Annotated in this window: 20 protein-coding genes; 10 read left to right on the top strand and 10 right to left on the bottom strand. The window is 64.7% G+C overall.

Translation table 11 applies throughout. The features are described from left to right. Positions 1-213 precede the first annotated feature (213 nt). Complete coding sequence (locus ACVMDN_RS35930) at positions 214-774, bottom strand: MarR family winged helix-turn-helix transcriptional regulator (protein WP_057021109.1); 561 nt, start codon at positions 772-774, stop codon at positions 214-216. 169 nt (positions 775-943) lie between these two features. Here ACVMDN_RS35930 and ACVMDN_RS35925 point away from each other — a divergent pair, with 169 nt between their 5' ends. From ACVMDN_RS35925 to fahA, 5 genes are all read left to right on the top strand, one after another. Beyond that, positions 944-2,572, top strand: coding sequence for an FAD-dependent oxidoreductase (locus tag ACVMDN_RS35925; protein ID WP_141342735.1), 1,629 nt, complete (start codon positions 944-946; stop codon positions 2,570-2,572). Positions 2,573-2,581: 9 nt separating this feature from the next. Continuing rightward, on the top strand, positions 2,582-2,809 hold the full coding sequence (locus ACVMDN_RS35920) for a DUF2783 domain-containing protein (protein WP_050401747.1): 228 nt from the start codon (positions 2,582-2,584) through the stop codon (positions 2,807-2,809). Positions 2,810-3,040: 231 nt separating this feature from the next. Then, positions 3,041-3,994 carry an MBL fold metallo-hydrolase gene (locus tag ACVMDN_RS35915; RefSeq protein WP_076834772.1) on the top strand — a complete coding sequence of 318 codons (954 nt, stop codon included), beginning with the start codon at positions 3,041-3,043 and terminating at the stop codon, positions 3,992-3,994. A 2-nt stretch (positions 3,995-3,996) separates the two neighbouring features. After that, positions 3,997-5,343 (top strand): homogentisate 1,2-dioxygenase, encoded by a 1,347-nt coding sequence (gene hmgA / locus ACVMDN_RS35910; protein WP_076834774.1) that lies wholly within the window; start codon positions 3,997-3,999, stop codon positions 5,341-5,343. Between the two features lie 109 nt (positions 5,344-5,452). Then, on the top strand, positions 5,453-6,724 hold the full coding sequence (fahA, locus tag ACVMDN_RS35905; RefSeq protein WP_076834776.1) for a fumarylacetoacetase: 1,272 nt from the start codon (positions 5,453-5,455) through the stop codon (positions 6,722-6,724). Positions 6,725-6,823: 99 nt separating this feature from the next. Here the strand turns inward: fahA and ACVMDN_RS35900 are convergent, their stop codons facing one another. After that, positions 6,824-7,135: a DUF1272 domain-containing protein gene (locus ACVMDN_RS35900; RefSeq protein ID WP_028335203.1), complete on the bottom strand. Its 312-nt coding sequence runs from the start codon at positions 7,133-7,135 to the stop codon at positions 6,824-6,826. A gap of 81 nt (positions 7,136-7,216) precedes the next feature. Beyond that, positions 7,217-7,693 (bottom strand): Lrp/AsnC family transcriptional regulator, encoded by a 477-nt coding sequence (locus tag ACVMDN_RS35895; protein WP_038385738.1) that lies wholly within the window; start codon positions 7,691-7,693, stop codon positions 7,217-7,219. A 123-nt stretch (positions 7,694-7,816) separates the two neighbouring features. Between ACVMDN_RS35895 and hppD the strand changes: the two genes are divergently transcribed. Beyond that, a complete protein-coding gene (gene hppD, locus ACVMDN_RS35890; protein ID WP_076834778.1) occupies positions 7,817-8,935 on the top strand; it encodes a 4-hydroxyphenylpyruvate dioxygenase in 1,119 nt (372 codons plus the stop codon). A gap of 202 nt (positions 8,936-9,137) precedes the next feature. Here the strand turns inward: hppD and ACVMDN_RS35885 are convergent, their stop codons facing one another. From ACVMDN_RS35885 to ACVMDN_RS35870, 4 genes are all read right to left on the bottom strand, one after another. After that, positions 9,138-10,250 carry a CaiB/BaiF CoA transferase family protein gene (locus tag ACVMDN_RS35885; protein ID WP_076834780.1) on the bottom strand — a complete coding sequence of 371 codons (1,113 nt, stop codon included), beginning with the start codon at positions 10,248-10,250 and terminating at the stop codon, positions 9,138-9,140. A gap of 233 nt (positions 10,251-10,483) precedes the next feature. Then, on the bottom strand, positions 10,484-11,284 hold the full coding sequence (locus tag ACVMDN_RS35880) for an FAD binding domain-containing protein (RefSeq protein WP_076834782.1): 801 nt from the start codon (positions 11,282-11,284) through the stop codon (positions 10,484-10,486). 13 nt (positions 11,285-11,297) lie between these two features. Next, complete coding sequence (locus ACVMDN_RS35875) at positions 11,298-13,637, bottom strand: xanthine dehydrogenase family protein molybdopterin-binding subunit (protein WP_076834783.1); 2,340 nt, start codon at positions 13,635-13,637, stop codon at positions 11,298-11,300. Between the two features lie 90 nt (positions 13,638-13,727). Beyond that, positions 13,728-14,213: a (2Fe-2S)-binding protein gene (locus tag ACVMDN_RS35870; protein WP_028335209.1), complete on the bottom strand. Its 486-nt coding sequence runs from the start codon at positions 14,211-14,213 to the stop codon at positions 13,728-13,730. Between the two features lie 404 nt (positions 14,214-14,617). On the opposite strand from ACVMDN_RS35870, the gene ACVMDN_RS35865 reads away from it, so the two are divergent. From ACVMDN_RS35865 to ACVMDN_RS35850, 4 genes are all read left to right on the top strand, one after another. After that, positions 14,618-16,333, top strand: a complete 1,716-nt coding sequence (locus ACVMDN_RS35865; protein WP_076834785.1) for a PQQ-dependent dehydrogenase, methanol/ethanol family — start codon at positions 14,618-14,620, stop codon at positions 16,331-16,333. A 27-nt stretch (positions 16,334-16,360) separates the two neighbouring features. Then, positions 16,361-17,569, top strand: coding sequence for a c-type cytochrome (locus ACVMDN_RS35860; RefSeq protein WP_307720419.1), 1,209 nt, complete (start codon positions 16,361-16,363; stop codon positions 17,567-17,569). 135 nt (positions 17,570-17,704) lie between these two features. Further along, on the top strand, positions 17,705-18,385 hold the full coding sequence (locus tag ACVMDN_RS35855; protein ID WP_016843264.1) for a response regulator: 681 nt from the start codon (positions 17,705-17,707) through the stop codon (positions 18,383-18,385). A 280-nt stretch (positions 18,386-18,665) separates the two neighbouring features. Continuing rightward, positions 18,666-19,406 carry a LuxR C-terminal-related transcriptional regulator gene (locus ACVMDN_RS35850; RefSeq protein WP_076834789.1) on the top strand — a complete coding sequence of 247 codons (741 nt, stop codon included), beginning with the start codon at positions 18,666-18,668 and terminating at the stop codon, positions 19,404-19,406. A gap of 105 nt (positions 19,407-19,511) precedes the next feature. On the opposite strand, the gene ACVMDN_RS35845 is transcribed toward ACVMDN_RS35850, so the two are convergent. The 3 genes from ACVMDN_RS35845 to ACVMDN_RS35835 are packed head-to-tail and all read right to left on the bottom strand — an operon-like array spanning position 19,512 to position 22,367. After that, positions 19,512-20,885, bottom strand: coding sequence for an ATP-binding response regulator (locus tag ACVMDN_RS35845; RefSeq protein WP_076834793.1), 1,374 nt, complete (start codon positions 20,883-20,885; stop codon positions 19,512-19,514). After that, complete coding sequence (locus tag ACVMDN_RS35840; RefSeq protein ID WP_076834794.1) at positions 20,882-22,054, bottom strand: FIST N-terminal domain-containing protein; 1,173 nt, start codon at positions 22,052-22,054, stop codon at positions 20,882-20,884. The genes ACVMDN_RS35845 and ACVMDN_RS35840 overlap by 4 nt, the downstream gene beginning before the upstream one ends. Further along, positions 22,035-22,367, bottom strand: a complete 333-nt coding sequence (locus ACVMDN_RS35835) for a hypothetical protein (RefSeq protein ID WP_141342733.1) — start codon at positions 22,365-22,367, stop codon at positions 22,035-22,037. Before ACVMDN_RS35835 ends, ACVMDN_RS35840 begins: the two co-directional genes overlap by 20 nt. Positions 22,368-22,486: the final 119 nt, after the last annotated feature.

The following is a 22,486-nucleotide window of genomic DNA, read 5'->3' as shown; positions in this document are numbered from 1 at the left end:
ATGCTCGGATGCATGGATTGCTTCGCTTCGCTCGCAATGACGGTGGAAGGAGCCGCACAAGATTCCATCACCGTCACCCCCGCGCAAAGGCTTCGCCTTTGTCGCTGGAGGAGCGCGCTCTTGCGCGCGTCTCGAAGGGTCGACGGCCACCAGCCGGGCCGTGCATCCTTCGAGACGCGCTGCGCGCTCCTCAGGATGACGGGTTGAGTGAGCCTAATACGCGTCCTTCGCGTCGGCCTCTTCGCTGGTCTGCACCAACTCGAGGGTGCTCTCGACCTTGCCGAGCAGGCGGCCGAGGTCGCGGCGTTCCTGTGCGGAGAGGCAGGACAAGATCTCCTGTTCCTTGCGCAGCAGGCGCGGGATCAGTTCCTCGTAGAGCGCCTGGCCCGTTTTGGTCAGTCGCAGGCGGAATTCGCGGCGGTCGTCGGCGTTCTCGACGCGCTCGACGATCTCGCGCTCCATCAGCGCCGACACCGCGCGGCTGATGGTGGATTTATGGGTGCGCGTGCAGTGCGCGATGTACTGCGCGCTGCAGGGATCGCTGCGGAAGCCGAGCGTTGCGAGCACGCGCCACTCCGGAATGTCGAGGCCGTAGCGCGCCTGATATTCGCTCGACAGCGCCGAGGACACCTCGGCCGCCAGCCGGTTCAGGCGGAACGGCATGAAATGGAAGAGATCGAGGCGCTTCTTGGTCGGCGCGATAGTGTCGCGCAGCTCCGCTTCCACGGCACTGCGCGGCCGGGCTGGAGGCTGGCTTGCAGAGGTCCGTGCCAAAAATCCCTCCAATTTGAGTTGACGGCAGCCCCGACTGGGGGTTTAAGATAGTTGCAAGTGAGACTAATTTAGCAAGGTCGCGGCCGGCTCGCAAGGTCCCGGTCGCACGCCGGTCACACAGAACCGCAGCCAGAGGCCGCGGCGCAAGGGAAACATCCAGGGTCACGCAATGGCACACGCCAACACGGCACAGGCCAAAACCCAGTTCGGCTATCGCCGTCATCCCGACCAGGAGCGCTCGGGCGCCAATGTCGCGGAGCATCCCGTCGTCGTGGTCGGCGCCGGGCCGGTGGGATTGTCGCTCGCGATCGATCTCGCGCAGCGCGGCCAGCGCGTGGTGCTGCTCGACGATGCCGACCGGATCGGCGAAGGCTCGCGCGCGATCTGCTTCTCGAAGCGCTCGCTTGAGTTCTGGGATCGCCTCGGCGTCGGCGACCGCATGGTCGAGAAAGGCGTGGTGTGGAGCGTCGGCAAGATCTTCCACGGCGCCTCGCAGCTCTACCAGTTCAATTTGCTTCCCGAGGAAGGCCACAAGCGGCCCGCCTTCATCAACCTGCAGCAGTTCTACGCCGAGGCCTATCTGGTCGACCGGGTCGGGCAACTGCCTGAAATCGACCTGCGCTGGCGCAACAAGGTGATCGCGCTGGAGAGCCGCAACGATGGCGTTGCGCTGACCATCGCAACCCCTGACGGCTCCTACCAGGTGCACGCGACCTTCGTGGTCGCCTGCGATGGTGCTCGTTCCTCGCTGCGGCAGATGGTCGGCGCGGAGTTCGCGGGCCAGGTGTTCGAGGACCAGTTCCTGATCGCCGACGTCAAGATGACGGCGGCGTTCCCGACCGAGCGCTGGTTCTGGTTCGATCCGCCGTTCCATGCCGGACGCTCGGCGCTGCTGCACAAGCAGCCGGACGACATCTGGCGGATCGATCTGCAGCTCAACCCGGATGCCGATCCGGTGGCCGAGAAGCAGCCCGAGAATGTCCGGCCGCGGATCGAGCGCATGCTCGGCCATGACAAGTTCGAGTTCGAATGGATCTCGCTCTACAAGTTCCAGTGTCGCCGGATGGCCAAGTTCATCCACGGCCGGGTGATCTTTGCCGGTGATTCCGCCCACCAGGTCTCGCCGTTCGGCGCGCGCGGCGCCAATTCCGGGCTCGAGGACGCCGAGAATTTGGCGTGGAAGCTCGACCGCGTGCTGCGCCGGCTGTCGCCGGAGGGCTTGCTGGAGAGCTATCACATCGAGCGCAGCGCGGCGGCGGACGAGAACATCCGCGAGTCGACCCGCTCGACCGACTTTATGGCGCCGGTGACGAAACAGGAAGCGCGGCTGCGCCAGGCGGTGCTGTCGCTCGCCAACGATACCGAGTTCGGCAAGCGCATGGTCAATGGCGGGCGGCTGTCGGTGCCGTCGGTCTACGATACGCCGCTGTCGAGCGGCGATCGCGATGATTGGCGCGGCGGCCCGCGGCCCGGCGCCTCGATGCCGGATGCTCCGGTGACGGAGCAGGGCGGAGGTTCCACCTATCTGACCGATGTTTTCATCAGACAGGGAACGCGCTTCACGCTGCTGGAGTTTGGCAATGGCGCGGCTGCCGATGTGCCCGATGGCGTCGGCAGCATCCGAGTCGGCGGCGAGGATGGGCTGGTCGACGCGCAGGGCCTTGCCGGCAAGCGCTACGATGCCGAGCCCGGCACCGCCTATCTGCTGCGGCCGGACGGCTATGTCGCGGCACGCTTCCGCAACGCGGCGCGGCCGGCACTTGATGCGGCGCTGGCGCGCGCAGCCGGCCTGAACTGAGGAGCAGTCATGGCGCTGTCGACCAGTTCGAATTTCGCAAAGCCCGATGACGCCTTCCGCGCCATCGTCGAGGCCCATCGCGGCCTCACCGAGGCGCAGAGCGCCGATCTCGATGCTGCGCTGGTTCTGGTGCTCGCCAACCATATCGGTGATCTCGACGTGCTGCGCGAGGCGATCGCGCTGGCGAAGCGGCGGATGCTTGATGCAAGCCAGCAGCAACAGCAGCAACAACAATAGTTACGAGCTGAATCAGGATGGATCTTGATCAAGTCGCGCAGCAGCCTCCGCCTCACCTCGCCCCGCTTGCGGGGAGAGGTCGGAACGCATCGTCAGATGCGCTCCGGGTGAGGGGGCGCTTCCGCAGACACATCTGTCGCCGTGTATGCGGAGACAGCCCCTCACCCCAACCCTCTCCCCGTAAGAACGGGGAGAGGGGGCGAATGCTCTTGAACGGACAGGATTGAACTGATGGCCAAAGGTTTCGCATCGACCACGGATCTTTCGGAGAAGAAGGTCACCTTCTCCGAGATCGGCACCGACCTCTATGCCTTCACCGCCGAGGGCGATCCCAACACCGCCGTGATCGTCGGCGACGACGGCTGCCTGGTGTTCGACGCGCAGGCGACGCCGGCGATGGCCAACAAGGTGATCGAGCGGGTCAAGACCGTCACCGACAAGCCGATCAAATATGTCGTGCTGTCGCACTATCATGCGGTGCGCGTGCTCGGCGCCTCCGCCTATCACGCGCAAGCTATCGTCGCCTCGCAGGAGACCTATCGCCTGATCGAGGAGCGCGGCCAGCAGGATTGGGATTCCGAATATGGCCGCTTCCCGCGCCTGTTCCAGGATGCGGCAAGCATTCCCGGCCTGACCTGGCCGACGCTGACCTTCGAAGGCGAGATGTCGATCTATCTCGGCAAGCGCGAGGTGCGGCTGATGCAGCTCGGCGCCGGCCATACCTCGGGCGACATCGTCGCCTGGGTGCCGGATGCCGAGGTGATGTTCTCCGGCGATCTGATCGAATATCACTCGGCGTGCTATTGCGGCGATGCGCATTTGCGCGAATGGCCGACGACCTTGAACGAGATCCGCGCCTTCAATCCGAAGGCGATCGCGCCGGGCCGTGGCGATGCGCTGAAGGGCCTCGCCACCGGGCGCGATGCGATCGCGATGACCCGCGATTTCGTCACCACGCTCTACGGCGCGGCCGAATCATCCGTCGCCAAGGGCCGCAGCATGAAGGAATCGATGGCGGCAACGCGCGAGGTGATGGATCCGAAGTTCTCGAGCTTTGCGATCTACGAGCACTGCCTGCCGTTCAACGTTTCGCGCGCCTATGACGAGGCGTCGGGGATCGACGATCCCGTGATCTGGACCGACAAGCGCGACCAGGAAATGTGGGCCGCCCTGCAAGGAGGATAGCGATGAACATCAATACCTCGCCTGATCAGATCGTCCGCAGCTCAGGGCAAGTCACCCCGGGCTACATGTCCGGCTTCGGCAACAGCTTTGAGACCGAGGCCTTGCCCGGCGCGCTGCCGATGGGGCGCAATTCGCCGCAGCGCTGCGCCTATGGGCTTTATGCCGAGCAATTGTCCGGCTCGCCGTTCACGGCGCCACGCGGCACCAACGAGCGCTCGTGGCTCTATCGCATCCGCCCGTCGGTGCGGCACTCCGGCCGCTTCGCCAGGGCAGATAGCGGGCTGTGGCGCACCGCGCCGTGCCACGAATACGACATGCCGATCGCACAGTTGCGCTGGGACCCCGCGCCGATCCCGAAGGAGGACATGACCTTCCTGCAGGGCGTGCAGACCATGACCACGGCGGGTGATGCCAACACCCAGGCCGGCATGGCCGCACACATCTATCTCATCACCAAATCGATGGTCGATCAGCATTTCTACAATGCCGATGGCGAGATGATGTTCGTGCTGCAGCAGGGCAATCTGCGTTTCGTCACCGAGTTCGGCCGGATTGATGCCGAGCCGGGCGAGATCGTGGTGATCCCGCGCGGCGTCAAATTCCGCGTCGAAATTCCCGGCGGCCCGGCGCGCGGCTATCTCTGCGAGAATTACGGCGGCGCGTTCACGCTGCCGGAGCGCGGCCCGATCGGCGCCAACTGCCTCGCCAATTCACGCGACTTCCTGACGCCGGTCGCGAGCTACGAGGACAAGGACACCCCGACCGAGCTCTACGTCAAATGGGGCGGCTCGCTGTTCAAGACCACGCTGCCGCATTCGCCGATCGACGTGGTCGCCTGGCACGGCAATTACGCGCCCTACAAATACGATCTGCGTACCTTCTCGCCGGTCGGCGCGATCGCCTTCGATCATCCCGATCCCTCGATCTTCACGGTGCTGACCTCGCCGTCGGAGACCGCGGGCACCGCGAATATCGACTTCGTGATCTTCCCGGAGCGCTGGATGGTGGCCGACAACACCTTCCGTCCGCCGTGGTACCACATGAACATCATGTCGGAGTTCATGGGGCTGATCTACGGCGTCTACGACGCCAAGCCGCAGGGCTTTGTGCCGGGCGGCATCAGTTTGCACAATTGCATGTTGCCGCACGGTCCCGACCGCGAAGCCTTCGAGCACGCCAGCAACAGCGAGCTGAAGCCGGTCAAGCTGACCGGCACGATGGCCTTCATGTTCGAGACCCGGTTCCCGCAGCGCGTGACCGAACATGCGGCGAAATCGTCGACGCTGCAGGACGATTACTCGGATTGCTGGAAGGGCTTGGAGAAGAAGTTCGACCCGAACAAGCCGTGAGTTTGTGTCCCTCGTCATCGCCGGGCTTGACCCGGCGATCCATCGCGCTTTCCGAAGATGGATGCCCGGGTCAAGCCCGGGCATGACAGCTTCTTGATTGGAGGAATCAGTGACCCACCCCAACGACCCAAAGCTCCGCTCCTTCATCGACGTCGCCCCGACCTCCGACTTTCCGATCCAGAACCTGCCCTATGGTGTGTTCTCGTCGAAGGATGGCCTTGCGCCGCGCGTCGGTGTTGCGATCGGCGATTATGTGCTCGACCTGTGGGAGCTCGAGCAGGACTCGCGGCTCGATGTCGGACCGCTCGGCGTGTTCTCGCAGCCGTCGCTCAACGCCTTCATGGCGCTCGGGCCGAAAGTGTGGTCGGCGACGCGGGCGCGGATCAGCGAGCTGCTCCGCTCGGATCATCCGGAGCTGCGCGACAACAGGGAACTGCGGGCGCGGGCGCTGGTGCCGATGGCCGACGTCAGGCTGCACATGCCGTTCGCGGTCTCCGGCTACACCGATTTCTACTCGTCGAAGGAGCACGCCACCAATGTCGGCGTCATGTTCCGCGGCAAGGACAATGCGCTGCAGCCGAACTGGCTGCATATGCCGATCGGCTACAACGGCCGCGCCTCGACGGTGGTCGTGTCGGGCAGCAAAGTGCGCCGCCCCCGCGGCCAGCTGAAGCCGCCGACCGCTGAGGTGCCGAGCTTCGGCGCCTGCAAGCGGCTCGACTTCGAGCTCGAGATGGGCGTGGTCGTCGGCCAGGCCTCGCCGATGGGCGAGATGCTGACGGAGAAGCAGGCCGAGGAGATGATCTTCGGCTTCGTCATCCTCAACGACTGGAGCGCGCGCGACATCCAGCAGTGGGAGTATGTGCCGCTCGGCCCGTTCCAGGCCAAGGCGTTCGCGACCTCGATCAGCCCGTGGGTGGTGACGCGCGAGGCGCTCGAGCCGTTCCGCATGCAGGGCCCGGCGCAGCAGCCGGAGCCGCTGGCGTATCTCAAGCAGACCCAGCCGAACAATTACGACATGCAGCTCGACGTCGCGCTGCGCGCCGGTGCAATGAACGAGGCGAAGACAATCTGCAGCACCAACTTCAAATACATGTACTGGTCGTCGGTGCAGCAGCTCGTGCACCATGCCTCGAGCGGCTGCGCGATGAATGTCGGCGATCTCCTCGGCAGCGGCACGATCTCCGGCCCCGAGAAGCACCAGCGCGGCAGTCTCCTGGAAATCAGCTGGAACGGCACCGAGCCGGTCGAACTTGCCAGCGGCGTGACGCGGTCGTTCCTGGAGGACGGCGATTCGCTCGTGATGCGCGGCTGGTGCCAGGGCGACGGCTATCGCGTCGGCTTCGGCGAGGTCGAAGGCACGATCGTCGCGACGGAGTAGGTCGCGTTGTCATTCCGGGGCGATGCGTAGCATCGAGCCCGGAATCTCGAGATTCCGGGTATGGTCCTTCGGACCATCCCGGAATGACGGGTGGGCCAGCTACCGTTCCTCGGGCCTGACATCCCTCAAGCGCGCCGTATTCGCCGCGACGTCCTCGAGGCTGTATTTCAAATGCACCCGCTTGTCCGACGGCGGCTGGTTGACCGTGCAGACACCCGGCCGCCACGGCTTGGCCGGGCGGATCGGCCGCGGCGCAAAGCCGCCGCCGCAGTTCGGGCAGACATTGCCGAGCCTGGTCTCGGCGCAATCCGCACAGAACGTGCATTCATAGGAGCAGATCCGCGCGTCGGTGGCGCTGGGTGGCAGGTCCTTGTCGCAATATTCGCAGTTCGGTCGCAGCTGCAGCGCCATGGTTCGTCTCTCTTGCCGTTGCCGGAATGATCGCAAGTGGTGCCGCAAAAGCGAATGGCGGATTTCCCTCGATTCGAGCCATCACGCCTGTAGCGACTTCAGCGGCAGCCTGGTGCTCTCCTTCAGGCGGTCGAGCACGATCGAGGAGCGCACATGGGCCACGCTCTGGTGCGGCATCAGCACGTTGTTGACGATGTCGGACAGGCTCTTGAGGTCGCGCAGCATCACCTTGAGCACGTAGTCGGCATCCCCGGTCAGCGCATAGGCCTCCTGGATATCGTCGACCCGGTTGACCAACTCGCGAAACCGCTTGGCGTTGTCGGGCGAGTGGGTCGCCAGCGTGATGTGGATGAAGGCGATCAGGCCGAAGCCGAGCGCCTCGCCGGCGAGCTCGGCATGGTAGCCGGCGATGACCTTCTCCTCCTCCAGCCGCATCCGCCGCCGCGAACATTGCGATGCCGACAGCCCGACGAGGTCGGCCAGCTGCTGGTTGGTCAGCCGGCCGTCGTCCTGCAGGGCGGCGAGCATTTTCAGGTCGAAGGCGTCCACTTCAGGCATGCGTCAAATGTCCATTTCGTGCACGGATCGTGCGCAAGGCTAGCAAAATGGGACCGATTTTGCACGCACGTTGTGCAGCAAATGACGGAAACTGATCCCCAGACAAGTCAGGGAGTTGCCGCCATGGGTCCGTTTCCGCACGATGCGCCGCCGGCCGAAATCAGCACTGAGAACCCGATGGGCACCGACGGCTTCGAGTTCGTCGAATATGCCCATCCGAATCCGGCGGAGCTGCACGCGCTTTTCAAGCTGATGGGCTTCGTCGCGGTCGCCCGCCACCGGACCAAGCAGATCACGGTCTATCGCCAGGGCGACATCAACTATCTCGTCAATGAGGAGCCGGGCAGCCACGGCTTCAACTTCGTCGCCGCGCACGGTCCCTGCGCGCCGTCGATGGCATTCCGCGTCGTCGACGCCAAGCAAGCCTATGAACGCGCGCTCGCGCTCGGCGCGGAGCCGGCGGATGTCGCGCCCGCGGCGAAGACGCTCGATGTGCCCGCGATCAAGGGCATCGGCGGCAGCCTGCTTTATTTCGTCGACCGCTACGGCGCCAAGGGTTCGGCCTATGATGCCGAGTTCGAGTGGCTCGGGGCCGTCAACCCGCGCCCGGCCGGGTCGGGGCTTTATTACATCGATCACCTCACCCATAACGTCCATCGCGGCCGGATGGATGTCTGGACCGGCTTCTATGCAAAACTGTTCAACTTCCGTCAGATCCGTTTCTTCGACATCGAGGGCCGCGCATCCGGCCTGTTCTCCCGTGCGCTGACCAGTCCGGACGGCAAGATCCGGATTCCGATCAACGAGGACGCCGGCGATTCCGGTCAGATCGAGGAATATCTCAACGTCTACCGCGGCGAGGGCATCCAGCACATCGCCTGCGGCGCGCGCGATATCCACGCGACGGTCGAGAGGTTGCGCGCCGACGGCCTGCCGTTCATGCCGTCGCCGCCCGATACCTATTTCGAGCGGATCGACGCCCGCCTGCCCAAGCATGGCGAGGACGTCGCCCGGCTCAGGACCAACGGCATCCTGATCGACGGCGAGGGCGTGGTCGACGGCGGCCAGACCAAGGTGTTGCTGCAGATCTTCTCGGCCAACGCGATCGGGCCGATCTTCTTCGAGTTCATCCAGCGCAAGGGCGACGACGGCTTCGGCGAAGGCAACTTCAAGGCGCTGTTCGAATCGATCGAGGAAGACCAGATCCGCCGCGGCGTGCTGAAGGTCGATCACGCGGCGTGAGCCATGGCGCGCCGCGCCAGCGCACAGCAAAGGGTGTCGTCCCGGCCTCGTGCGCAATTGCGCACGGGAGCCGGGACCCATACCGCGGAATCTATCGCGTGTGCCGGGTAGTAGTCCCGCGGAAAAAAGCCGCGCGCCACAACCGCGTGTCGTGGTTATGGGTCCCGGCTCGCGCTTCGCTTGGCCGGGACGACAACGAGATTTACTTCGCTGCTTTCCAAGCCGCCGTCACATCCCCGATATTCGCCAGCTCCGGCTCGCGGATCGCGGACGGCGTGCGCGAGAAGCGCGGCGCGGGGGCAGGCTGGGTGACGCCGTGGCGTTCGACGAACACCTGGCGCGCGGCCATGTGCGGATGCTTGGGCGCTTCCTCCATGGTCAGAATCGGCGCGAAGCAGATGTCGGTGCCTTCCATGATCTGGCACCAGTCCGCGCGCGATTTGCTCTTGAACACCCGGGTCAGCTTCTCCTTCAGCGCCGGCCAGGCCTTGCGGTCCATCTGCGCGTCGAAGTCGGCGTCGGTCAGGTCGGCATGCTTGCGCAGCAGCGCGTAGAATTGCGGCTCGATCGAGCCGATCGAGATGAAGTTGCCGCAGGAGCATTCGTAGACGCCGTAGAAATGCGCGCCGCCGTCCAGGAAATTCTGGTCGCGGCCGCCGCTCCAGCGGCCCTGCGCGGCCATGTCGTAGAACATCGACATCAGCGAGGCCGCGCCGTCGCACATCGCGGTATCGACCACCTGGCCCTTGCCGGACTTCTGCGCTTCCAGCAGCGCGGCGAGCACGCCGACCACGAGGTAGAGCGCGCCGCCGCCGAAATCGCCGACCAGGTTGAGCGGCGGCACCGGCTTCTCCTTGGTGCCGATCGCAGCCAGCGCGCCCGTGATCGAGATGTAGTTGATGTCATGGCCGGCGGCATTCGCCAGCGGGCCTTCCTGGCCCCAGCCGGTCATGCGGCCATAGACCAGTCTTGGATTGCGCGCGAGCACGACATCCGGGCCGAGGCCGAGGCGCTCCATCACGCCGGGACGAAAGCCCTCGATCAGCGCGTCGGCGTGGCCGAGCAGGTCGAGCACTTCAGCAATCGCCGCCTTGTTCTTGAGGTCGAGCTCGATGACCTTGCGGCCGCGGGTTGCGACCGCCTTCAGATTCTTGCCGGCGCCGACCCGATCGAGCGTGATGACCTCGGCGCCCATGTCGGCGAGCAGCATGCAGGCGAACGGGCCGGGACCGATGCCGGCGAATTCGACGATGCGGAAGCCGGCGAGCGGGCCCGAGGTGCGGGCGGCAGTCTGGGAGGCAGGTTTATCGAGCACGTTGTTCTTCCGTTGGTTGCGGGGCGCTAGGCGGCTGAGATGTCACGGCTGGCTTGGTGCCGAACTTCATGCGTTCTCCCAGCCGTCCGTGGGACGGTATTTTTAATTAGCTGATTAGCTAAATTGTCTCGCCTAAAGCCGGATGTGGCAAGCACCTTTTGTCCTGTGCCGCCGGTAAAAACGCGAACGGCGCGCATCGCTGCGCGCCGTTCTGGACTTGTGTTTAGGCGCTATCAGCCCGCGGCCGCGACCGCCCGCTGTCCCATCACCTTGATCAAGTTGGCGCGGTAGTCGGCCGAGCCGTGGATGTCAGCGAGCAAGCCGCTCGCCGGGATATTGACGCTGTCGAGCGCCGAGGCCGCCCAGTTCGCCTTCAGCGCCTGCTCGATAGGCGCCACCCGCATGACGCCGCTCTGCGATGCGCCAGTGGCGGTGGCGCGGACGTCACCCGACTTGGTCTTGGCGACGAACACGCCGGTCAGCGCGAAGCGCGAGGCCGGGTTCGGAAACTTCGCGTAGCCCGCCTTGGCCGGGACCGGAAACGACACCGCGGTGATGATCTCGCCATCCTCGAGCGCCGTCGTGAAAAGGCCCTTGAAGAAATCATCCGCCGCGATCGACCGCTTGTTGGTCTTGACCGTCGCGCCGAGCGCCAGCACCGCCGCCGGATAGTCCGCCGCCGGGTCGTTGTTGGCGAGCGAGCCGCCGATCGTGCCGCGATAGCGCACGGCAGGATCGCCGATCATCGACGCCAGATTGGCGAGCGCCGGGATCGCCTTCTGCATCGCATCGTTTTGCGCCACATCGTAATGCGGAGTCGCGGCCTTGATGGTGACGGTGTCGCCCGACACCTCGATGCCGATCATCTCCTGCACCTTGGAGAGGTCGATCACGTCGGAAGGCGCGGCAAGACGCTGCTTCATCACCGGAAGCAGGGTTTGTCCGCCGGCGAGGAATTTTGATTCCGCGCCTTTGGCGAAGGTTGCGGCGGCGTCAGCGACCGAGGAAGCGCGGTGATAATTTGTCTCGTACATGGCTCTTCCTCCCTCAACCGTGAATGGCATGCCAGACGCGATCGGGCGTCGCCGGCATTTCCAGCTTGTTGTTGCCGATCGCGTCCGTGATCGCGTTGATCACGGCAGCCGAGGCGCCGATCGCGCCGGCTTCGCCGCAGCCCTTGACGCCGAGCGGGTTGCCCGGACACAGCGTCGTGGTGTGGGAGAGCTGGAACGAGGGCAGGTCGTCGGCCCGCGGCATGGTGTAGTCCATGAAGGACGCGGTCATGAGCTGACCAGTGCCGTCATAGACCACACCTTCGAGCAGTGCCTGGCCGATGCCCTGCGCAAGGCCGCCATGGACCTGGCCCTCGACGATCATCGGGTTGATCAGCCGGCCGAAATCGTCGGCTGCGACGAAGTTGACGAAGGAGGTCTTGCCGGTGCCGGGATCGACCTCGAGTTCGCAGATATAGGCACCGGCCGGGAAGGTGAAGTTGGTCGGGTCGTAGAACGCCGTCTCCTTCAACCCGGGCTCCATGCCATCGGGCAAATTATGCGCGGTGTAGGCGGCGAGCGCGACCATCGGCAGCGCGATCGACTTGTCGGTGCCGGTGACCTTGAACTCGCCGTTCTCGATCACGATGTCGCTCTCGGACGCCTCGAGCGCATGCGCGGCGATCTTCTTGGCCTTGGCCTCGACCTTCTCCATCGCCTTCACGATCGCCGTACCGCCGACCGCGAGCGAGCGCGAGCCGTAGGTGCCCATGCCGAACTGCACCTTGTCGGTGTCGCCATGGACGATCGAGACCTGGCTGATCGGCACGCCGAGCCGCTCCGCGATGATCTGGCAGAACGTCGTTTCGTGGCCCTGGCCGTGGCTGTGCGAACCGGTGAGCACCTCGATGGTGCCGACCGGGTTGACGCGGATCTCAGCCGACTCCCACAGGCCGACGCCGGCGCCGAGACTGCCGACCGCCTTCGACGGCGCGATGCCGCAGGCCTCGATGTAGCAGGAGATGCCGATGCCGCGCAGCTTGCCGTCGGCTTTCGCCTTGGCCTTGCGGGCCGGGAAGCCGGCATAGTCGATCGCCTTCATCGCAGCATCGATCGAGGCGTGGAAGTCGCCGATATCATACGCCATGATTACAGGCGTCTGATACGGGAACTGGGTGATGAAGTTCTTCTTGCGCAGCTCGGTCGGATCGACCTTCAACTGCCGCGCCGCCGTCTCCATCATGCGCTCGATCAGAAAACTGGCCTCGGGGCGGCCGGCGCCGCGGTAGGCGTCGACCGGCGTGGTGTTGGTGTAGACGCCGATCACCTCGGCATAGATCGCCGGAATCACGTACTGGCCCGACAGCAGCGTCGCGTAGAGATAGGTCGGCACCGCCGAGGAGAACAGCGACATATAGGCGCCGAAATTGGCGTGGGTCTTCACCCGCAGGCCAAGGATCTTGTTGTCCTTGTCGAACGCCAACTCCGCCTTCGAGACATGGTCGCGGCCATGCGCGTCGGTGAGGAAGGCTTCCGAACGGTCGCCGGTCCACTTCACCGGGCGGCCCACCTTCTTCGAGGCCCACAGAGCCACCATCTCTTCGGGATAGATGTAGATCTTGGAGCCGAAGCCGCCGCCGACGTCGGGCGCGATCACGCGCAGCTTGTGCTCGGGCGCGATGTTGTAGAACGCCGACAGCACGAGGCGGGCGACGTGCGGGTTCTGCGACGTCGTGTAGAGCGTGTAGTGCTCTTCGGCCTGGTCGTAATGCGCGATCGCGGCGCGCGGCTCCATCGCGTTCGGCACCAGGCGGTTATTGGTGAGGTCGAGCGTCACCACATTGGCCGCCTTGCTGAAGGCATCCTTGACCGCGGCTTCGTCGCCGAGATGCCAGTCATATACGATGTTGCCGGGAGCTTCGGGATGAAGCTGCGCGGCGCCCGGCTTGATCGCGGCCTTGATGTCAGGCACCGCGGGAAGTTCTTCGTAATCGACGACGACCGCTTCGGCGGCGTCCCTGGCCTGGTTCTTGGTCTCGGCGATCACGACCGCGACGGCCTGCCCGACAAAGCGCACGGTCTCCGGCGCCATCGCCGGCCACGCGCCCATTTTCATCGGTGAGCCGTCCTTCGAGGTGATGGCCCAGCCGCAGATCAAATTGCCGACCTTGTCGTCGACGATCTGCTGTCCGGTCAGCACCGCGATCACGCCGGGCATCTTCATGGCCTCGGCGGAATCGATGCCCTTGACCTTGGCATGGGCATGCGGGCTGCGGATGAAGTGAGCGTAGCTCATGCCGACCATTTTGACGTCGTCGACGTAACGTCCTTGTCCGGTGATGAACCGGCGATCTTCCTTGCGCACGACACGTGCGCCAATTCCTTCAACACCCATTGTCTAGTCCTCCCGACCGGAGATTCGATTTGCCGCCGTTTCCATCGAGACCGGCGGTGGTGAGCTTGATCGTGTGCGGTGCGTGGCGCGCTATTCGGCGGCCTGCGCAACCTTCATGCGGCCGGCTGCGTCGAGCACCGCCTTGACGATGTTGTGGTAGCCGGTGCAGCGGCAGATATTGCCCTCGAGCTCGTGGCGAACCGTTTCCTCATCGAGCTTGCCACCATGGCGGTGCACGATGTCGACAGCGGACATGATCATGCCGGGGGTGCAATAGCCGCACTGCAGGCCGTGATTGTCGCGGAACGCCGCCTGCATCGGGTGCAGCTCGTCGCCCTTGGCGAGGCCTTCGATCGTGGTGACGTTGCAGCCCGCCGCCTGGCCGGCCAGCATGGTGCAGGATTTGACCGCCCGTCCATCGACATGGACGACGCAGGCGCCGCATTGGCTGGTATCGCAGCCGACATGGGTGCCGGTGAGGTTCAGGTTTTCGCGCAAGAGGTGCACGAGGAGGGTTCGGTCCTCAACGTCGACCGAGACCGCCTTGCCGTTTACCGTCAGTTTGACTGTAGACACGCGTTTCTCCCAATAGCTTCGTTATGGGCCCAGTAGACCACGCTTCATGTGGGTCGTAACCGCGATCAAAGTCGTAGTCGCGGCCCTGTCATGAAGGCGCCGGGCAGTGCCTGCGATCCTAGCAGGCAGCCGTTCAATGGGCAATTTGCAAGCAGCCTGCGGCGCACTCCAGCGCGACGAAATTGCCCGGCAGCGCAAGCGGTTTTCGGCAAACTGACGGTGCTCGCCGCACGCCAAAATCGTCGCCGCGATCGCTACTACCTTCCGCCTATAACGACGCAAGGGCGTTGCTGTCATTTTCATCGCCGACGCAGCGGCAGAAGATCGCTGGTTCATGAAATTCGGTAGCGATCCGCGCCCGCGATGCATCCATCGCGGCAACAAAATCATATTGGAGGAAGCCAATGAAGCTGAGGAGCGGGATTTTCTTTGCCGGCGTGTCGCTGGTCGCCATGGTGCTGGCAGGCATTGGTGCGTCGAAAGCCAATGATTCCGTCGTGAAGGCGGCGTCCGATCCCAACGGATGGGCAATTGCCGGCCACGATTACGGCAATACGCGTTTCAGCCCGTTGAAGCAGATCAACTCCGAGAATGCCGGCAAGCTGCAGCTGGTCTACTCGCTGTCGCTGGCTTCGCTCCGCTCCAACGAGTCGTCGCCCGTTGTGATCGGCAAGAACCTGTATGTGTCGACCTCGTGGGGTCCGAAATACGTCTATGCGATCGATGCCGCGACCGGCGCGCGCAAATGGACCTGGCAGCCCGATATTCCGGATGACGTGCTTCAATACGCCTGCTGCGACGTCAACAATCGCGGCGTGTCCTATGCCGACGGCAAGATCTTCGTCGGCCGGCTCGACGGCAAGCTGACCGCGCTCGACGCCGAGACCGGCAAGGAGCTCTGGACCTCGACGGTCGTCGACTACAAGCAGGGCTCGGTCATCACCTCGCCGCCGCTCGTCGTCCGCGACAAGGTCATCACCGGCTTCGGCGGCGGCGAATATGGCGTCCGCGGCGCCTTGCAGGCGTTCTCGCTCAAGGACGGCAAGCTGCTCTGGCAGACCTACACGGTGCCGGCGCCGGGCGAACCCGGCAGCGACACCTGGAAGGGCGACACCGGGCTGCACGGCGGCGGCGCCGCCTGGCTGGTCGGCTCCTACGATGCCAAGTCCGACACGGTCTACTGGGGTACCAGCAATCCGGGGCCGTGGAACACCGCGGTGCGCTCCACCGGCGACGGCAATTTCGGCAAGCTGACCAACCTTTACACGGCCTCGACGCTGGCGATCGATCCCAACACCGGCAAGATCAAGTGGCACATCCAGGGCACGCCGGCTGACGCCTGGGACTATGACGGCGTCAACGAGCTGCTGCTCGCCGACCTCAAGATCAAGGGTACCGAGACGCCCGTGCTGATGAAGGCGGACCGCAACGGCTTCTTCTTCGTGGCCAACCGCGAGACCGGCAAGATGATCTCCGCGGAGAAATACGTCTTCGCTAACTGGGCCAAGAAGTGGGACATCAACACGATGCGGGCGGAAGAGGATCCGGACAAGCGTCCGGGCCCGGGCCATCCCGCCAAGGACATCTGCCCGAACCTGATCGGCGGCAAGAACTGGCAGCCGATGTCGTTCAACCCGCAGACCGGCCTCGTCTACATCCCGAGCAACAATGTGTGCATGGACTGGTCGGTCTCTGACGTGAACTACAAGCGCGGCGTGTTCTATCTTGGCGCCGAATTCCCGACCAAGCCGGGCCCCGGCGGCTTCCTCGGCGAGCTCGTAGCCTGGGATCCGATCGCCAACAAGAAGGTGTGGAGCATCAAGGAAGACCTGCCCTTCAACGGCGGCACGCTGACGACCGGCGGCAATTTGGTGTTCTCCGGCAATCTGCATGGCGACTTCCGCGCCATCGATGCCAAGAACGGCAAGGTGCTGTGGAGCAAGAACCTCGGCAGCGGCATCGGTGCAGGTCCAGTGACCTATTCGGTCGACGGCAAGCAGTATGTCGCGATCGTGGTCGGACGCACCGCGGCGCTGCCGGCCTTCCTCGGTGACATCGGCAAGAAGATGGTCGCCGCGGCGCCCGAAGGCGGCTCGCTGTTCGTGTTCGCCCTGCAGTAAACGATCGTCTAGGAGGCAGCATTGTCCGTGTCCTGCATCGCCCGAAACGAACTGCGCACCCCCTCGCGCAACACGCGGTTGGAACATGCAATCCGGACCGTGCTGCTCTCCGCCCTGCTCATGGTGCCGGCCCTAGCGGCCGGCGCCGACGAGACAAAGCCGCCGCTGCGGCTCTGCGCCGACCCGACCAACCTGCCGTTCTCGAGCGACGACCCGGGCAAGCCCGGCCTCTATCTCGAGATCGGCCAGGCGGTGGCGCAGACGCTCGGCCGCACGGTGAGCACCAACTGGTACAAGTCCTATTTCGGCAAGCGCACGGTGCGGGAGACGCTGCTCAGCAAGCAGTGCGACGCCATGGTCGGCCTGCCTTTGATCGACGATTTCATGGGCCCGGCGGTGATCTTCTCGAAGCCGATCGCCCATGAGGGCTATGCGCTGGTCGGCAGCAAGGACCGCAAGCTTGCCGGCGTCGACGATTTCAGGGGATTGCGGGTTGCGGTGCAGTATCAATCGACGCCGCAGAACCTGCTCGCGCTGCGCGACGACGTCCGGAAGGTGACCGTGCTCAGCCCGGAGGAGGGCATGGCGGCGCTCGAACAGGGCAAGGCCGACATCGCCTTCATCTGGGCGCCGGTGGCGGGCTGGCTCAACAAGACCAGCTTCGGCGACAAATATCAGATCGTGTCCACCGAGGGCGACGGCCTGCTCTGGGCGACCGCGATCGGTTTCGCCAAGGCGTCCGGCGCGTTGCGCGATGAAGTCGACGGCGTGCTGCCGGCGCTGCAGCCGGAGATTGCCGCCCTGTTTGCCAAATATGGCGTGCCGAACGGCGCACCGGTGAAGTTCGGCGAGGCCGACCGCGCGACGACGTCGTCCGTCGGCGCCAGCGAGCCCGTCACGGTCGGGCAGGCCGCGGCCGCGGCGGCCGAGAGACCGGTTCAGACCGCCGCGACCGCCGGCGACGCCAAGGGGGATGCCACCGCCGGGCGGGAGGTCTTCAACGGAACCTGCGCGCATTGCCACGGCCCGGACGCGGTGCAGGCCGAGCGAAAGATCGATCTCAGGCTGCTCAAGAAGCGCTATGCTGACGACATGGAATCGACATTCTGGAAGACGGTCCATGACGGGCGGCCGGCCAAGGGCATGCCGGCCTGGAAGGACGTCTTCAACGACGACGAGCTCAGAAACGTATATGTCTATCTGCAGAGCGTGCAGGATACCGGCGGATCGAACTAGAAGCTGCGGTTCGCAAGAGGAGCGTTTTCGAGCGAAGTGGATACCGGTTCGCGTGAAGAAAACGCGTCAGAACATGAATCGAGAGCCCCGTTCCGATCCAATCGGAACGGAGGCTTGAGCAGTGCGAGGGTCCTCATGATGGGGTTCCTGATCATCGACGATCACCCCCTGTTCGGGGAGGCGCTTGGCAACGCCATTCGCATCTCGCATCCCGATGCCCGGATCTATGAGGCCACCTCGATCAAGGGGGCCCTTGGCATCCTCGCCAGCGAGCCGAATATCGACCTGGCGCTGCTCGATCTGCTGCTGCCCGACGTGGTCGGCTTCTCCGGCTTCCAGAAGATCAGGGATCGCTATCCGCGGCTGCCGATCGCCATCGTCTCGAGCGAGGAGGACAAGCACACCATCCGCGAGGCGCTCGAGATGGGCGCGGTCGGCTATCTGCCGAAGTCGACCTCGCTCGGCGAGCTCTCGCAGGCGATCGCGCGTGTGCTGAGCGGGTCGGTCTCCGCGCCGCGGGATTTCGTCGCGGTCGGTGCGCTGGAACAGTCCGAGACGGCGCGGACGCTGCGCGAACGCATTCAGAAGCTGACGCCGCAGCAGATCCGGGTGCTCCATCTGATCATCCGCGGCCTGCAGAACCGCGAGATCGCCGCCGAGCTCAAGCTCGCGGAATCCACCGTGAAGGCGCATGTCACCGAGATCCTGCGCAAGCTGAAGCTGTTCAGCCGCAACAAGGCGATCATCGAGCTCGGCAAGATTCCGCTTCCGGTCCCGGAGGCCTGTTCGGGCGCAAAGGCGGAGAAGGCGCCCTAGTGTGCTGAATGCGAAGTTCGTGCGATTTCGCGGCAGCCACTTTCACGAACTTCGCATTCATAAAGCACACTAGAATCATAAGTTTGCTAGTGTCCTTATCGAATCCGAAGTTCGCTCCGAAGGTGCGGCAAATGATGCGAACTTCGGATTCGGCACACTAGCCGTGCTGCACTGCGAGGCGGGCGCATTGGAAATCCTGCCTATAGGCTGCCATCCGGCTTTGAGATAACGTCGTGCGCACAATGGCTGTTATGAGCATCCGAGGGAGGACGGCGCAGCATTGACCACGACCGCGCCCCTGGCGGACGAGCCGCCGCTCGGCAAGGCGGGTACGCCTCGACTGCTGATCGTCGAGGATCACCCGCTGTTCCGTGCCGCCCTGATCGGCGTGATCGGGGCCGAGTTTCCCGATGCCGAGGTGCTGCAGGCGACGTCGATCGACGGTGCGCTGGATGTGATCGCGGCGCGCGACGGGCTCGATCTGATCCTGCTCGATCTGTCGATGCCCGGGACGACGGGCCTGCTCGGCGCCTACCGGGTGCGTGCCGCCGCGCCGCGCAGCGCGCTCGTGATCGTGTCGGCGCATGACGATCCCCGGATCGTCGGCGGCGCGCTCTCGCTCGGCATTTCCGGCTACATCCCGAAGTCGACGCCGAAGCTCGAGCTGGCGCGGCTGTTGCGCGGCATCCTCGAAGGCGCGGTGTGCCTGCCGCCGCGTTTTCGCGATACCGCCGCCGCGCGGAAGGCCCAGGCCGAGGCGCGCGAGCTGGTGCAGCAGCTCGGCCAGTTCACCGCGCAGCAGCTTCGCGTGCTCGACATGATCTGCCGCGGCCTGCAGAACAAGCACATCGCCTATGAGCTCGATATCTCGGTCACCACCGTGAAGGTGCATGTCTCGGAGATCCTGCGCAAGCTCGGCGTGCGCAGCCGCACCGAGGCCATCATCGCGCTGTCGAAGCTGGACTTCGGCAAGCACGACCACGCGCCGGTGACGGCCTCGCCGTCGTCGCATGGCGCCTAGAGCCTTTCCCGTTTCGATGGAATCGCAACGGGAAAGGCTCCAGGTTCTTGTCTGATGCGTTTTCTTCACGCGAACCGGTATCCACTTCGCTCGAAAACGCTCTGCTCATAACCGCGCGCCCGACTGCTCCGCCGCCAGCAGGAACGACAGCAGCGAGCGCATCTCGGCGGGCTTGATCGGCTTCTTCAACAGCTCATGGCCGAAGGCCGATACGTCGGAGGCGGCCTTGGCCGAGTAGTCGGCGGTCACGATGATCGCCGGTACCTTGGCGTTGATCGCGCCGCGGATGACATCGACGGCCTGAATGCCGGTCTCGCCATTGTCGAGATGCAGATCGGCGATGATGGCGTCGGGAATGCCGTCGAGCGCGTGGATGCGCTCGAGCGCCTCGGTCTTGGAGATCGTCACCGCGACGTCGCAGCCCCATTTCTCCAGCAAATGGGCGAGCCCCTCGGCGCTCGAGAGGTCGTTCTCGATCAGCAGGATCTTGGCGCCCTCCATGCCGCCATAGCGATAGTCGACGCTCGCCTGTTCGCGCACCGGGATCGCAACCGGATCCAGCGTGCGAGGCACGGTGACCGAGAACACCGAGCCTTTGCCGGCGCGCGAGCTCAGCTTGATGTCATGGCCGAGCAGGTCGGCAAACCGGCGCACGATCGAGAGACCAAGCCCGATGCCGGCCTTGTCGCCGGCGCTGGTTTCGCCGCGCTGAAACTCGACGAAGATGGCTTCGCGCTGCGCTTCCGGAATGCCCGGCCCGGTGTCGTGCACCTCGATGCAGATGTCATCGCCCCTGGCACGGCATCCCATCAGCACGCTGCCGCGCTGGGTGTAGCGCAGCGCATTGGCGACGAGGTTTTGCAGGATCCGTCGCAGCATCAGCGGATCGGAGCGAACGACCGCGGACGACGGCATGATCCGGAAACCGAGATTGCGCTTGGCGGCGGTCGCGACAAATTCCTGCTCCAGCGGCTCGAACAGCGAGGCGATCGCGACCGGCCCGAATTCGGGCCTGAGCACGCCCGCATCGAGCTTGGAGATGTCGAGCAGCGTCCGCAGCATGTCCTCGAGCGTCGCCAGCGAACGGTCGATCTGATCGGTAAGCGCGACGCTCTTGGACTCGGTTGCCATCTCGGTCAGCGCGGACAGCGTCAGCCGCGCCGCATTCAGCGGCTGCAACAGATCGTGCGTCACCGAGACCAGCACGGATGATTTCAAAGAGCTCGCCGCTTCGGCCTGCTGCTTGGCCTGCAGCAGGCGACCATTGGTTTTCTCCAGCGATTGCAGCGCCTGCTTGAGCTGCTGGGTGCGGTCGCGCACCTGCTGATCCAGCGCGATCGCGGTCTCGAACAGCGAGAAGGCGTTGAGCTGCTGATCGGTCGAGCGCTCGACGCGCGACATCAGCGCCGCGTTGATCTTGCGCAGCTTCTCGGCCTCGCGTTCGAGCGCCGCAATTCGCGTGGTCTTGGTATCCGTCATTGCGGCGCGAGTGTCCGCTTGCCGATGGCGATGCCGGTCAGCGTCTGGTTGACATGCATGGAGCGATACTGCTCGCCATAGGTCTGAAAGCCAATCACTTTGTTGCGGCGATAGAGCTCCGACATCTCCCGCGACAGCTGGCGCTGCTCGACGTCGAGCCGGCGCAGCACGCATTCGAAGCCGATGAACATCGAGACCTCGCCGAGATCCTCGGTCAGCTCCTTGAGCAGGCGGCTCGTCACGTCGATCGGGTCGCGCTCGCGCGCCACCGTCAGCACCATGCCCTCGTCGATGGCGCAGAAGAATTGCAGCGATCCGTCCGGGTTGGTGCGCTGGATCGACCGCGCGTAATAGGCGCCGCCGACGCGAACCAGCACGGGATGCGCGGCGAACGAGAACAATTCGAGCTTGCTGTCGCTGAGGCCGACGGCGCGGGAATATTCCAGCGCGGCCGGCTCGGCATTCAATTCCTTGACGATGCGGTGCTCGATGTCGGCCTCGGTCACCACCATCTTGGTCGAGGTCGGTTCGAAGTGGTCGCACTTGAACAGGCGGAACGGCAGCCGGGTCCGGATCAGGATCAGGACCGCGGCATCGGTAAAGGCCTCGCCGCCATGGAAGACCCACGATTTCTCGAAGCGCAGGCCGTCGCCGGCGGAGCCGCCGACCACCGGGATGTCGCCGAGCGACGCATAGATCGCCGACATGATGGTCTCCTCACGCTGGCACATGCCGTCGATGAAGAGCAGCCCGAAGGAATCATGGGTGTGATCGCAATGCTCGGTGCGTTGCGCGAATTCGTTCTGCAATTCGGTGCAGATCGAGCGGCCGTGATCGACCCGAAATGTCGAAAGGTCGAACAGCGGCCGGGCCGCGATGACGAAATCGGCCGCGTTGAAGCCCATCGCGACGACGCTGTCCTCGTCCCAACCGCCGGGCGACAATTCGCCGGCCGTGGTGCAGCCGAAGATCGGTACGTCGGGCATGCGGCTGGACAGTTCGGCAATGAATGTCCGCGGCTCGTAGACCGGCGACACGAACACCACGAGCATCGCGAGATCAGCCGCCGCCAATTGGCGCGCGATCTCGTCGGCTGCTTCCCGCGGCCCGTCGGTCTTTGCCTGCACCACGACAATACTGTCGGCGGCGCTACCGTTCTGCTTCGCCAAAGGCGTTCTCCCTAACCAGAATTTTTTTGCTTTTCTTGGCGCGGCCGACTGAACCCGCGCGGGTCGTGAGGGCATCCGGACCATGCCGCGATGGCTGGCGTTCCGGCTTGCCCGCGGCTTTCAGGTCGTGAGGGGAAATGCCATTGGCCGGGCTATTGCGCCGGCAGCTACGCTCGCCGCAAGCGCCAATGGCGCCGGTCGACGCGATGACATGGGACACCTCCCGATGTGTGTTCTCCTGGCCCGGGCAGGGACAGGATTTGATCGGTTCTAAACTATCGGGCCGGACCTGCGCGTCAATCACCTTACCCACCCGGCTAGCCCGACCAAGGTAGTATCGCGCCGGGCCCGGCGGCCGCTGCCCATTTACCGGGCCTTATCGATTCTGCCTTAGTTTTGCGCTCCGGGGTCTGGGGCGGGTTGCTGCCGGAC

This window comes from Bradyrhizobium sp. USDA 4510 (genome assembly GCF_054059095.1).
This window is presented reverse-complemented; position numbering and strand designations above follow the sequence as displayed.